Consider the following 13,257-nt stretch of genomic DNA (forward strand, 5'->3'; position numbering starts at 1 on the left):
ACATGATACAGACAATATAGAAATAAAAAGTTTAAATGGAATACCCGTACTACATATTATTTATATGTAGTACGGATTCAATTTTTATATTTTAAGAGTTACTAACAAAAAATCCTAAATCAGCATAGTAAACTATATCGGTATTAAAATTTAAGCAAAACATTAATATAAATATATTTTGGAGAGGGATTAAAAAATGAAAAAAGGATATATATTTATTATTTTAACTGCTATCTTCTATAGTACTGCTGAAGTTGCAGGTAGAATTCTATCACAAACAGGTAGTATGGATCCATTTCAGGTTATGTTTATTGCTTTTTTAATAGGAGCTGTATTGTTATGTCCTCTGGCTATGAAGGATGTTAAAGCTAGAAAACTGAAAATAAAAGCTGACGATTTAAGATATTTTGCAATTTGTGGTATATCGGCAGTTACTGTATCCATGGTATTGCTTCAGTTTGCCGTTACTTACACCAAAGCATCTACTGCAGCAGTTCTGTATTGTTTGAATGCAGTGTTTTCAGTACCCTTTGCATATTTCATGCTGAAGGAAAAGGTATCCAAGGCAACTGTTATATCAATGGTTGTGTCTTTAATTGGAGCTGTTATAATACTGAATCCTTCAGAAATTATAGGAGGACTTGGAAATCCCAGAGATATTATAGGTATGCTTTTTGCACTTGGTTCTGCAGTAAGCTGGTCTTTTTATACTGTATACAGTAAAAAAAGAGTTGAAATATATGGAGGATATGTTTCAAATTTCTTCGGCTTTTCTTTTGGAGTGCTGGCTTTACTGATTATCCTTATAGTAACCGGCAGACCGATTTTTTCAGGAATAACTTTAAGCAATATACTGGTATTATTATATATGGGTATTTTTATAAAGGCAATTGGCTATATATGCTATCTTGGTGCTATAAAGGAAACTTCAGCAATAACTGCATCAATGGTATTTTTAATAAAACCTGCATTGGCCACTATTTTTGCCGTACTTATACTGGGTGAAAGTATAAAAACCAATATGATTATAGGAATAATATTTATAATTGCCGGATCTTATGTTAAATTCAGTTCAGGTAAAAAGGAAAGTAGAAAATTAGCATCATGACTAAAATTTTTCAATTAAGTATATGTATCTAGTCAACAAAATAAATAAATACCTCTTGATCTAATATAGTATAGAATAATTATTTTAATTAAAGTTAGGTGTTATAATATGAATATCAGAGATCTGGAATATTTCGATTCTCTCTGTATAACTAAAAGTTTCACTAAAACCTCCAGACAATTTTATATATCCCAACCTTCTATAACTATGGCACTTCACAGACTTGAAAAAGAGTTGAATACAAAACTTATAATAAGGGATCATTCCCAAAATCAGATATCACTTACGAAATCTGGACAAGTTTTAGAAAACCACATCAAAAATATATTATTTGAAATAAAAGAAGCTAAATCAGAAATATCTCGAATAAATGGTGACAAGATAAAATTAGGAGTTCCTCCTATAATAGGTGCATACTATTTTCCACTAATTTTAAAAGATTTAGTTAAAAATAGTTTGGATAAATGCTTCAGTCTTGTGGAAACCGGCTCAGTAACTATGAAAAAACTTCTTATCAAAAACGAAGTAGATATGGCACTTATAGGATCTATTGAACCATTGGAAGATGACATTATAAAATCATACGTTTTGACAACAGATGAATTTACAGTTTGCATAAATAAAAATAATCCTCTAGCTAAAAGAAATAAAATAGATTTTCAAGAACTTTCAGGAGAAAAGTTTATTTCTCTAGGTGAAGGATATGTACATAATCAAGTTCTTAAAGATCTCTGCAATAAAAACAATATATCGACAAAATATTTTTATCATACAGATGAAATACAAACTGCTAAATCTCTCATAGCATCAGGATTTGGGGTGGGATTAATGGTACGTCAATCTGTTAAAGACATGAATGATATAAAAGCATTATCTCTCAGGGAACCCATAACCTTTTATATATCATTGGCATTCAAAAAAGAGCATTTTATGGTTTTGCAGGAGAAAGAAATTATAGATATAATACTTAAATCAAGCAAAATTTAGATATTATATCTTAAATATCATCCTTAAATTACCAGCATAATAAAATTCACTTATACACATCCTATTTACATAAGGCTATATCAATATGTTAAAGTTATTAAATGTTTTATGTTTTTAATCAAGTGATTTTTAGGTGTGGTGAGGTTTTCCCATAAGGAATATCTTTATTTACTGAATCCTAAAAGAACTTATCCAGGGATGTAAAATTGCTAAGCTTCCACTTCATGAAGTGTGAGCTTAGCAATGACAGCCATTGGATAAACTAAAATGTTATTTCTAAAATATATTGATACTTGCCTTTATGCCGGGGATGATGAATCCCCGGCATTTAAGTTTTCATTTAATTTATGCTTACTAAAATATCATTATTTGAGATTATTTAATTACAGGTGAATTAGATTCCCTTACTTTGGAGAAAATCACCAAGTAAATTCATACAGACATTCTTTCTATATTCTGCAGAAACTCTACCTCTTATAGGAACAATTGCCTTGTCATATACTAAAAGATAATCCTTCTTAATAGATTTTGCCTCTTTTATAGTCTTGCCTATAAGCATTGTTTTCCTATCATTTTTCTCTATATTCATACCTCTTACCCCGTTTGGTTAGTGCCAAATTTGATCTATTCTATCTTAATTTTATACATTTTCCGTTTGCATAGCCCACTTATAATTATAATTTTTTATTTTTTCTAATAATATTAATTGCTAAAGTCGATAAAATTACAAATATCACGGAAATTGAAATAACAGAAAATAACCACTCTTTAACTGGTAATTTAAAAAACACTTTTAACCCATATAATGGCGTTACAAATATAACATGAAACAAAATACTTATTATGGAAAATTTAGAAAGACCAACTGCAACTTGAGCATTTAACCTGATAATGATTAAGTTTATTATAGAATCAGCCATCACCATTACCCAATATCCCAGCATATATATATAAATAATCAATTCTTTTTTAGTATAAAAGTATATCCCGAAACCAATCCATACCAATAAATAAAAAGCTGAAAAAATAAAATTAAAGTATGTAGGTCTGCCTTCAAAAGCAATAGATATATTCACCATTATGCCAATCACATTTAGAATAATTAAATTTAAAATAGCGGTTTTACTTTTCAAACCCATCACGCCTCCCTGATAACAAATTAGTGTTTTAAGCTTAATCATCAATTAATGAAAATCATGGATTCAATTCACTTAACCTTTTCTGCACATAGTCAAGTTTAAAGGAAGAACATATTCTTCTGTCTTTATCATCTAAAATTCTATAGTGTTTTGATATTATATTCTGTTGAATTTTATAGCTGCCTTTAATCTCGACATCACTCCACCACATTTTACCTCCCATGGTCTGCCCATAGCTTCTTTCATAACCGCCAAAGGCCAGGGACAATATGATATCCTGTGTTTCGCCTCCAAAAGCCAGCTGCAATATTTCACTGTCTTTAAATATAGTGCATACGGCAACAGAAGTGGTCCAGCCCAAAGTACTCCTTCCCTTCTCTATTTGTACAAGAGTTTTTTTGGATATTCCAAGAACATGTGCCATTTTATCCTGAGTATAGTTTTTCTCATTCCTTATGAGTTTAACTTTTGAATCTACTATTTTTATAAAATCTTCCCTTGTCATAATGGTCCCTTCTTTAATTATATTTTTAAGTATATAGTTATGTGTTATAATAATACTATTATAATGTAATTTTACACTAAAGATATAAAATATGATATCATTATTTTATATGGATTACCACATCACTTGCAGATAAAAAATAAATAAGCTTATATCAGCAATTTAATTGGCTATAAACTTATTGAGATGGGAGTAAAAATGTGAAAAAAAAGATTAAAGTTACAATTTTTGTAATACTAGCATCCTTTTGTTTTATTCAATTCATTATAGTTATTAGTAATAAAGTAACTATTCATTCAAAAGCTGAGAATTATTTAACAAATACCAAAGGCTATACTGCTAAAGATATTAAATATATAAAAGTAAAACATACTTATATGGGGAAAATATTAGGTTCTGGTGAATATGTTCTAAGCGTAGTCTTTACTGACGAACCAAAAGCAACATACTGGTATGATTATAAAAATATACATCAAACTGGTATATCAGGTATGCGCTCTGATGGAAGAGTTTATAAACATGCTGAAAGTGAAGCGTTAAAATACCTATATGATAAATAGTTTATAGTTTTTTATAAGACACCAAATAAGCCATTTAAACTATGCTTGTCAATCATAATTTAAATGGCTTTTATAGATGTTGAAAATCAGATCTTGATTAATCGAGTAGGCCGTGTAAATAATTATTTTATCTCTTTAACCCTTCCTACAATTCCATCCTCAAGCATAACTTTGATACCCCGAGGATGAACCTGTGAATTTGTAAGAATCCTTTTCACTACACCCTCAGTTAATTTTCCTGAACGCTGATCTTGCTTTTGTACAACTAAAACTCTTGTACCTGGTTTTACATTGCTTCGTCTTGTTCCATCCATAGATATTACTCTTCTTTCTTTATTTTTTATGTATATTCACCACATGCTCTGTATATATTGGTATATTCAATAAATGAAATAAAAATTCCCTCCGGACTCATACATAGTCTGAGGGAATTTTAAAATCAAAGATTTTAATAAGCACATTATTTCCATATACGGTCTAACACTATCTTTCTAGCCAAATTAAATTTTTATAATTTTATGGTTCTGGATTCACCCTTCATGTTATAAAATGTTGCTTCAGCTTCATCTGCACAGAAGATCTCAAAAATCTGATCGCCAACACTATACATTTTTCCGAGAGAAGGCATAACATCCAATGCTGCGCGTTTTGAATCCTCAGTGGTGATAAAGGTTGCCTTACCTTTTAATCTCAGCCATTCAGCAGTTTTAGATGTAGTAGATATTTCAAATTTAGGATTGGCTTTCAACTGTTTGTAAACATCTTTCTGATTATTTGTAGAAAAGCAGAGTTTACCCTTGTATTCCATTACAAATCCAAATGGCCTAACCTTTGGTGTAGACCCATCCACTGTAGCAAGATAAAAAACATGATTGTGTTTTAAAAATTGTAAAACTTCATCCATATTCTTTTTACTCCTTTCAATAAGTAAAGATATTATAATCTAAATATTGGTTTTTGTCAAATTATGAGAAATACGAACTACTGAAAACACTCTTATTTACTACCTCCATATTTTTAATTAATTTACTTTCACATTATATACAAGTTAACAACTAATAATAAACTTCTTTTCCAGTTTGAATGGATTATAGGAGAGTTTAGCTTTTCTAAGTCCTTCTATGCCTAAATCCTGTTCTCTATTTATTATTTTCACGTCACTAAAACATTTATCTATAAAAACTTTATTAATAAAACTGTAAACTCCCTTGTAATTCACATCTCCTTTCTCCACATGAATTACTGCTAATTTATCATTGAGTTTTTCTCCTAGACTAAAAGCTACTACTTCATGATTTACATAAACCGCTATTCCCTTTAAATTAAACTTATCTATATTTTGGACAATATCTTTTACAGCTACAGTTTCATAATAAATCATTTTGTCATTATTATTGTTTTCACTGCACCATTTTTCTGCAGCCTTTATTACTCCATTAATAACTTCTTCTCCCTTTATTTCTTTTACTTCATAATCATATTTCTTAACAAAAGAATTATAATGATTTTTCTTTCCATGAAATTTCTTTCCCGAAAGTTTTATCAGTTTTTCCGCTTCATATAAATAATCAAAATTATCCCTGTCTTCTTTGATGCACATTCCCTGTTCCTCTATACCTAAAGTCCTGATTTTTTTTATAAAATCTTCTTCCAGATCCTTAAATATATACTTCATTCCATTTTCTTTTTTATATTTTGACAGATATTCCAGTATATCTTTTAAATTTTCCGCCTTATATCCCAGCGGCTGCATAAAATGATAATTTCCCTGGAAATCTTTTTTCTTTACAATCAATGCACCTTTATAGATTTCATACTGAACATCACAAGCATCTCTCCATATATATAAAGTAGTAAATGAGTACTCACAACTTAAAAACTTATAAGGGCATATATACTTTTGGAACAGCTCTTTGTCCTCCAAGGTAATCTTCTTAAAATTCATCATATCAACCTTCCATATATTATTTTAAGTCACATATTTTCTTGGAAATACTTCAATTAGTTTTTATTAACCTAACTTTATTTTTATTTATTAACTTGGTCTGCTACTTGATTTTCAACAAAATATTTATTAAAATATTTATTTCGTCTTCACCAAGGCTTTCAATTATTTTATCCACTAATCTTTTAATTTTCAAATTCTCGAAGCCAGCTATGCATTTTCCTCTATCTGTAAGAAATACATACTGTACTCTCCCATCTTCCTGACATTGCTTTTTATAAACACAGCCCAATTTTACAAACTTCTTCACCATCTCTGTAATAGATGGTTTAGATAAATTTAAAATTTCTGCTAATTTACTAACTGTAATACACTCATATTTGCCGATTTTTTTTATATATTCAATTTGCCGAAGTGTTAATTCCGACATATTAAGTTCATCAATTAATTTACAGGAACACTGTCCCTTTATTTTCATAAGTCCGCTGTAAGTTTCATATAATTTTTTTTTATTATCCAAATTATCACCTCTGTAGTTACCTAGATTTCGTACAAACTAAATCTAACTAATATGAACAAATTTCCATGGTATTATATCCAAAAAGTAACTAAAGGATAATAGCACACCTTTCTAGAAATAGTTTCTTTGGAAAAACAATCATGAAAGGTGGTATTATCCTATATGAATAAGATAACATTTTCTCAAAGTGACTGTAAAGAAGAAACTACTTCCATTTGGCTTATTTCAGTAATGCAATATGGGCTAAAGCTTGAATTTTTCAAGCCCTTAGAGAATTTTAAACTAAAGATGAAAGAAGTAAAATTCTCAGTTTATCAGAAACTAATCACCATAATAATGTCCATAGTTATAGGCTGTGAATTTATGAAAGACATTAATGAGAACCTTGGTCCAGAAAAATTATCTGCAAATCTATTCAATATGGATAGTTTTCCTGATCAATCACAGATTAACAAAGTTTTAAACCGTTTTGACATTGACTCTATATCCCAGTTTGAGGATATACATCATAAACTTTTCATTAAAAATAGTAATTCAGTTTTTATTGATAAAAATGTCGTTGTAGATTTTGATCAATCTGGATTAATTGCAAATGGAAAATCCTATGAATTAACTGCAAAAGGATATTTCTCAAAGAAGAAAAATCAACGTGGATACCAAATGTCAGCAGCATTTACAGGAAAACACTCTGAAACAATTGCAATATATCTTGATTCTGGAAATACACACTGTCAAGATCATTTTAAAGATTTGCTTAAATCTACATTGTCAAAGTACACAGACTCATTGAATAATGGTAATTTAATTATACGGTCAGATAGTGGATATGGCTCTACAGATATAATTGAACTAATGAAATCCATACCTAACTTAAAGTTTGTTACCAAAGGTTATTCTACTGTAAAAGCAAAAAATATTGCCAAAGGAATACCATATTCTGAGTATACCCAGGCTGATGAGGCTGCATGGGTTTATGAACTTCCTAATACTGATGGATTGAGGATTATAATAGTTCAAATTCTCACTAAAAGTGGTAAATTAAAATATACAATGCTTGTAACCAATATTGATTCAAATGATATGAATGCAGTTGAATTATTCCACTTCTATAATGAACGTCAAACAATTGAAGCATTTTTTAAAATGGCTAAAAATGTATATCATATTAAAAACCTTAGAACTACTTCTTTTTATGGCATCTATGGATTCCTCTGGTTGGTTTTCTTAACTCACAATCTTATAACCTGGTTTAAAACAACAACATTGCATAATACTGAATTAGAAACTGTTGGGGTTAGAGTTCTAGTAAAGAAAGTTGGCAATATAAAAGGTTTTGTAAGACGAACTATTGATAAAATAGAGGTTAATATTCCTTCGCTTACCAAACTTTCTAAAATTATTGCAGACACACTATGTGGACCTTCATATGAGCAACTATGTTTTAATATTTAAAAGTGTAATGAAATATAATCCATTAATGGTAAATCTATTTTACCTATATTAAGCAATTTGTTTTTTAGGGCTACCACATTAAACCAGCAGGCTCTGCCTAAAAAAAGGATTAATTTAGTAATTATTGGCTTAAATTTACTGGCATTAAAATCAAAAATATTATTTTACATTGGTACAAAACTTAGGTAGTTAGTTAATTAATTAGTTAGGTTTTACCTAATAATATATTAAATCCTATTACGCAATTTGTCAAATGTACAAAACACCTGTTGTCTAAGAACATAACTGGATTCAGCTCAAGAAATAACTAAATTTCAAGATGGAAGATGATTTTTCACCTTTCCCATTATAATTGATTCCAGCTATGTGCATGAAACAACTAACTCATGAAAACTTCTATCCGTATATATTATCAGCGTTAGTGCCCTTTGAGCAATATTAATTTTACACAAATTTAAGATGAGATTCACAATAACATGCAAACTTTAGCCTTTCTATTTTAAAATTGGCATTTGCCAGTATCTTAGGCCAACATTTAATATAATCTATTATTTTATTTTTACTATCATTTGATAGACTGTCCCAGGACAACATTGAAGAATCAGTTTCCTTTTTTGTCATCAGCCAGTATTCATGTTCATATTTTGCCAGAATATTTAATTCCTTTTCTGTAAATTCAATAACTTCAGGCTTTTCTTTTTCAGATACAGAAATCAGATCATAATAAACCTTGTATAATATATCAGGAATATGCCTTATATTATCTCTAATGGAGTCCTTTTGGCTTTCACTGAGAACCTGCCAGTATTTATCCGGACTTGAATCAACTTCATCTTTGCTTTTATGAATCACTATATAACTATAATTAAGAGCCACAGAAAGCTGCTCAACTTTTTCATTAAAAAATTCATCCCTCATCAAATGGCGGAAGAATTCATCCTCATCCACATGAAGTCTTAATTGATCCTTGGGAGGTAAATAGGATTGTTCCCATTTTTTTGCATCGGTCAGCCTGCTCATTTCCAATATTGCTTCCATAGATCTTGATTCATGTTTATATCTGCTGACTTTCAAAAGTGCCCGCAGCACACCTTTGTCTATCTGTGCTTCTCCTCTTTCGTTTATAAGATGTGGTACCTTGCGTTCCATCAGAGATCTAAGCAGCATGGCTCTGCGGATGATAAATAATTGATCCCAACGTTCATCCGTTTGATTGGGTCCTAGAATATTTACATAACCTCTTAGTCTGCTTATAAAATCCGGACCCTTTGCACTTTGAAATTCCCTAAAGAATTCTTTATATTCAGTTTTATTCTCAATATTTTCTCCGCAGAATTCTTTAAACGTACTGCTGGTACCTCCTGCAAATACAAAAATAGCTTTTCCAATGGGATGAATAGAATTATCTTCTCTAAATATGCCATCCTGCATAGGTGCCAAAAAATACTTCAGCCATCCCAGCTTTTTTTCAAAGGTCGAATCAAATTCATCAAAAAATACCAGAGGAATTTTCCCTACTAAAGAAACATCTCTTATTTTATGAAAGCTTATAATTAAATCCGATAATGTTTGAAATTGGGATAAATTAAAATCCAATTTTTCAATTGAATTTGGGGCTACACAAGACGCAACCTCTGTTACCCCGAAGGATTTTCCAGAACCTGGTGTCCCAAATACAGCAATAGAAAGCGGCCTGACTGTATTTTTTGAAAGAACATATTCGGACATAAGATTTTTAATACTCTTATAGGCTTCAAATTCATCTCTGTCAACAGTTTTCAATTTACCAAATTGAGCTATGGGTATATATTCAAGAGCACTTTCTTCACCGTTTTTAACAATATCATAAGCTATTTCAGCCAAATTGGCAGAACTTTTATCTTTGATGATATACCAGCATGACTGACAGTTAGGATTACTTAAACTGGGCACTTGTACATCCTGTATATATTCTTTATATATGAAGTCATTTTCTCCTTCACTAAAAATTAAAGGATTAGGAAAAATATTTTCCACAATATTTTTACCAAAGCCATACATAAAATATTTTTGTGCAGCTGTAATTCCCTGACGTATGCCATCATCAATTGATTTGTCAAGGGATCTGTTTTCAAGCTTTCCCAAAGCAACAGATTTTGCAAGTCCAGCAACAAAGCAGGAAGTGAGGCCATACATTTTTCCCTGAGTTCCTTTTATAAAATCACCTTCAAATGCATATGTCAAAAAATATAATTGAGATTTAGCTTCTCCTTTATTTCTACAATAGTATATAGCACCTTCCAGACCTAATGGTACAATTAGGTGATTGCACTTAGACAGAAAAGTAAGAGTGGGGTTATTTTTTATTTGCCAAACAAAATCCAGTGCCGTTCTTTCCCAGGAAAGATTTTTACTTATGTTAACTTCCTTGGAACGCAGATCATCTCCGTTTATAACTACTATAGTGTTTTCCATATGAAATTGTTCTAAATGTTTCCAAAGCTTAGTTGATTTAGAGGGATCGTCCATTTTATATATAATGGTTGGATGGCTGTCAGATTCTTTTAAAGCTGAAGGCCAAAATTCTTCATTATTATTAAAACCATTATTTTCATCATCAAGTATAACCATACCGGCATTTTTATCATCATTTATAATAGGAAACAATTTGGGATCATTAAAAAGTATTTCTGTAAATCCCAAAAATTCCTTTACCCTATACACTTTATTCCTGTCTTTGTCCTTGGATGTTGCAGGGAAAAGGCCTAACTGTATGGTAGAACTGAGAATTCCCTTTGGCAAATGATCTTTATCATAATCTATTTTAGGAGAAATCACATTGGCTCCTGTAGATAAGGATACAAGTTTGGCTAAAAGTAAAGACTCTCCTTCAGCCATTTTATTATATATATGTGGATACTGCTGCCAATTTAAGTCGCTTATATATTCATTGTTGATTTGCCAAAATAATAAATTTACGCATACATCACCAGATACAACAATATTAAAATCCTGGATTTCCATAACTGCAACTCCTTCTTTCATTTAGATGTTAAATTTTAAAACAAGTTCTTTCAGATATTTCGAACTCTGATTAACATGATCCATCTCAATTTTTATCTGATTTGCCCTATCTTTTATTTTTAATACTTTATCAGCAATATCATTTGTACCCTTGGCACCATCACTGCTTGCTCTTGATATCTCATCAATTCCCTCCGACATAACCTTTATTGATGCAAAAAGTTCCTCTGAAGTTGAACTTAAATTTCTTACTAAATTATTGATATACAATGCATCTTTATCATAATTTTCTCCTACCAAAACTGATTCTTCATAACTTTTAACTACTTTTGCTTCAATATAATCTAATGTCCGTTCTGAAGCATTTGACAGGCTGTCTACAGCTTCAAATACGGTATTAATAGTACTCTGTATTTCCTTGACAGTTTCCTTAGAGTTTTCAGCCAGTTTCCCGATTTCCTCAGCAACTACTGAAAAGCCCTTTCCTGCTTCACCAGCTCTAGCGGATTCAATTGCAGCATTTAAAGCCAGAAGGTTAGTTTGTGAAGATATCTGTGAAATTGACTCCAATAATATTCTAATTTTTTCAACTTTTTTTACTTTTTCCAAAGCTTCATCCATAATCTTTTTAATGCTTGCACCTGTTTCATTGGCATCTGCTTGAAGTGCCACAGAATTTTCCTTTAAAGCAACGGCCTTCTTACTAATCTCATCTGCGGATTCAGCCCCTTTCTGGGATTTATCTGCCATGGATTTTACTGCATTCTTAAACTCAGAAGAAGAGGAGTTTATTTCCTCTGTTGAAGATGAAGTTTGTTCTATTCCAGCAGATACTTGCTGCACTGCTGCAGATATGCCTTCAAGCTTCTCTGCAAGATCAACAATATCATCATTTGAAATTGCTAATGCCTTATTTATATTTTTACTTTCATCAGTTATAGCCATAATAATACCTTTTACAGAATCTTGCATTGAATTAATTGCATTGCTCAACTGTCCAAATTCATCTTCTGCATTTACTTTCAATGGAGGAATTTTCAAGTTACCCTTAGCAATTTCTTTTAAAGATATTATACTGTCATTTATCTGGATTACCATCATATGTGAAAAAAACAAGGCTATAACTACAGCAATTATAAAACCAATTGCAAAAATGACACCCATAACAAGTTTTGCCTTAACATTCTCCGCTCTAATACTGTTAAGTGCATCGTTATTCAATTTATTTATTTCATTATTTAATTTATCATGAACATGCTTGCACACATCCATGTATTTTTTTCCATCCCCCAGTCTGTTTAATGCCACTTCAATTTTACCTGTCTTTACAAGTTCAACTTGAGAATCAAAATATTTATTTATCACTTCAATATTAGGAATTTCTTCATCAGTTATAATACTTGCCATATCTTGATATTTAGTATAGTAATTTTTAATTTCTCTTATATTCTCATCTATACTTTTACGGCTGGTACTATATGATTCTAAATATTTTTTATCCCCATTACTTGCAATATATCCTCTGACCCCTGATTCCTCATCAATCAATTCACTATTAATGTCTTTAATTAATCTATCCATTGGAATGACATTACTTATTAATTTATCATTAATAGTCTCCATATAGCTAAAGTTATAATAAGCACAAACAGTAGTAACCAACATAATTATTAAAATAATACCAAATCCAATTAACAGTTTTATCTGCAATTTAGCATTTTTAAACATAATACTCCCCCCTAATTATACTCCTATTTATTGCTTTTCATTATCAATGTTCTCTTTTTCAATGATTTTATAATTAATCAGCATTACCTCCTTAAATACATCTACTACCCATAACACAATATTCTCATTATTGGCAACTGTACAAGGATCTTCACCATATACTTTGACCTTTTCACAGGGTATTCAACAGCATAAATAAAAAAACAATAATCAGTTGTTAAGCTAATTATTGGACGGTTGTACCATTAACTTCAAATTCCCAAGGTACCCACATTAAGAGAATTCTTCATCGTTTCCATATTATGTATTT

General features: G+C 30.4%; 13 protein-coding genes and 1 riboswitch. Of the genes, 4 read left to right on the forward strand and 9 right to left on the reverse strand.

What is annotated here, in order from left to right:
- The first annotated feature begins 196 nt into the window (after positions 1–196).
- Positions 197–1,108 (forward strand): DMT family transporter, encoded by a 912-nt coding sequence (locus ACYUJ6_RS13525; protein WP_461843278.1) that lies wholly within the window; start codon positions 197–199, stop codon positions 1,106–1,108.
- Positions 1,109–1,216: 108 nt separating this feature from the next.
- Positions 1,217–2,095 (forward strand): LysR family transcriptional regulator, encoded by an 879-nt coding sequence (locus tag ACYUJ6_RS13530; protein WP_461843279.1) that lies wholly within the window; start codon positions 1,217–1,219, stop codon positions 2,093–2,095.
- Positions 2,096–2,489: 394 nt separating this feature from the next.
- On the opposite strand, the gene ACYUJ6_RS13535 is transcribed toward ACYUJ6_RS13530, so the two are convergent.
- From ACYUJ6_RS13535 to ACYUJ6_RS13545, 3 genes are all read right to left on the reverse strand, one after another.
- Positions 2,490–2,684, reverse strand: a complete 195-nt coding sequence (locus tag ACYUJ6_RS13535) for a hypothetical protein (RefSeq protein WP_461843280.1) — start codon at positions 2,682–2,684, stop codon at positions 2,490–2,492.
- 85 nt (positions 2,685–2,769) lie between these two features.
- On the reverse strand, positions 2,770–3,228 hold the full coding sequence (locus tag ACYUJ6_RS13540; RefSeq protein WP_461843281.1) for a hypothetical protein: 459 nt from the start codon (positions 3,226–3,228) through the stop codon (positions 2,770–2,772).
- A gap of 61 nt (positions 3,229–3,289) precedes the next feature.
- A complete protein-coding gene (locus ACYUJ6_RS13545; RefSeq protein ID WP_461843282.1) occupies positions 3,290–3,739 on the reverse strand; it encodes a helix-turn-helix transcriptional regulator in 450 nt (149 codons plus the stop codon).
- A 200-nt stretch (positions 3,740–3,939) separates the two neighbouring features.
- On the opposite strand from ACYUJ6_RS13545, the gene ACYUJ6_RS13550 reads away from it, so the two are divergent.
- On the forward strand, positions 3,940–4,299 hold the full coding sequence (locus ACYUJ6_RS13550; RefSeq protein WP_461843283.1) for a DUF3139 domain-containing protein: 360 nt from the start codon (positions 3,940–3,942) through the stop codon (positions 4,297–4,299).
- Positions 4,300–4,421: 122 nt separating this feature from the next.
- On the opposite strand, the gene ACYUJ6_RS13555 is transcribed toward ACYUJ6_RS13550, so the two are convergent.
- The 4 genes from ACYUJ6_RS13555 to ACYUJ6_RS13570 all read right to left on the reverse strand — a co-directional run bounded on the left by ACYUJ6_RS13555 (position 4,422) and on the right by ACYUJ6_RS13570 (position 6,764).
- A complete protein-coding gene (locus tag ACYUJ6_RS13555) occupies positions 4,422–4,613 on the reverse strand; it encodes a YwbE family protein (protein ID WP_461843284.1) in 192 nt (63 codons plus the stop codon).
- 194 nt (positions 4,614–4,807) lie between these two features.
- The gene (locus ACYUJ6_RS13560; protein WP_461843285.1) at positions 4,808–5,203 is read right to left on the reverse strand and encodes a pyridoxamine 5'-phosphate oxidase family protein; all 396 of its coding nucleotides are present in this window, start codon (positions 5,201–5,203) and stop codon (positions 4,808–4,810) included.
- Between the two features lie 144 nt (positions 5,204–5,347).
- The gene (locus tag ACYUJ6_RS13565) at positions 5,348–6,247 is read right to left on the reverse strand and encodes a DUF2156 domain-containing protein (protein ID WP_461843286.1); all 900 of its coding nucleotides are present in this window, start codon (positions 6,245–6,247) and stop codon (positions 5,348–5,350) included.
- 100 nt (positions 6,248–6,347) lie between these two features.
- Entirely contained in the window at positions 6,348–6,764 is a 417-nt protein-coding gene (locus ACYUJ6_RS13570) for a MarR family winged helix-turn-helix transcriptional regulator (RefSeq protein WP_461843287.1), read from the reverse strand.
- A 162-nt stretch (positions 6,765–6,926) separates the two neighbouring features.
- Between ACYUJ6_RS13570 and ACYUJ6_RS13575 the strand changes: the two genes are divergently transcribed.
- Positions 6,927–8,216, forward strand: a complete 1,290-nt coding sequence (locus ACYUJ6_RS13575; RefSeq protein WP_461843288.1) for a transposase — start codon at positions 6,927–6,929, stop codon at positions 8,214–8,216.
- Between the two features lie 444 nt (positions 8,217–8,660).
- On the opposite strand, the gene ACYUJ6_RS13580 is transcribed toward ACYUJ6_RS13575, so the two are convergent.
- Positions 8,661–11,219, reverse strand: a complete 2,559-nt coding sequence (locus tag ACYUJ6_RS13580; protein WP_461843289.1) for a Ryanodine receptor Ryr — start codon at positions 11,217–11,219, stop codon at positions 8,661–8,663.
- A 21-nt stretch (positions 11,220–11,240) separates the two neighbouring features.
- On the reverse strand, positions 11,241–12,947 hold the full coding sequence (locus ACYUJ6_RS13585; protein ID WP_461843290.1) for a methyl-accepting chemotaxis protein: 1,707 nt from the start codon (positions 12,945–12,947) through the stop codon (positions 11,241–11,243).
- Between the two features lie 222 nt (positions 12,948–13,169).
- A riboswitch (cyclic di-GMP riboswitch) is annotated at positions 13,170–13,252 on the reverse strand.
- Positions 13,253–13,257: the final 5 nt, after the last annotated feature.

It is taken from the genome of Clostridium sp. JNZ X4-2 (genome assembly GCF_054889485.1).

Excerpts from the sequence above, each read along its gene's own strand:
- ACYUJ6_RS13535 (WP_461843280.1), bottom strand. The coding sequence starts at position 2,684 with ATGAATATAGAGAAAAATGATAGGAAAACAATGCTTATAGGCAAGACT.
- ACYUJ6_RS13560 (WP_461843285.1), bottom strand. The coding sequence starts at position 5,203 with ATGGATGAAGTTTTACAATTTTTAAAACACAATCATGTTTTTTATCTT.
- ACYUJ6_RS13545 (WP_461843282.1), bottom strand. The coding sequence starts at position 3,739 with ATGACAAGGGAAGATTTTATAAAAATAGTAGATTCAAAAGTTAAACTC.
- ACYUJ6_RS13525 (WP_461843278.1), top strand. The coding sequence starts at position 197 with ATGAAAAAAGGATATATATTTATTATTTTAACTGCTATCTTCTATAGT.
- ACYUJ6_RS13580 (WP_461843289.1), bottom strand. The coding sequence starts at position 11,219 with ATGGAAATCCAGGATTTTAATATTGTTGTATCTGGTGATGTATGCGTA.
- ACYUJ6_RS13565 (WP_461843286.1), bottom strand. The coding sequence starts at position 6,247 with ATGATGAATTTTAAGAAGATTACCTTGGAGGACAAAGAGCTGTTCCAA.
- ACYUJ6_RS13585 (WP_461843290.1), bottom strand. The coding sequence starts at position 12,947 with ATGTTTAAAAATGCTAAATTGCAGATAAAACTGTTAATTGGATTTGGT.
- ACYUJ6_RS13555 (WP_461843284.1), bottom strand. The coding sequence starts at position 4,613 with ATGGATGGAACAAGACGAAGCAATGTAAAACCAGGTACAAGAGTTTTA.
- ACYUJ6_RS13575 (WP_461843288.1), top strand. The coding sequence starts at position 6,927 with ATGAATAAGATAACATTTTCTCAAAGTGACTGTAAAGAAGAAACTACT.
- ACYUJ6_RS13530 (WP_461843279.1), top strand. The coding sequence starts at position 1,217 with ATGAATATCAGAGATCTGGAATATTTCGATTCTCTCTGTATAACTAAA.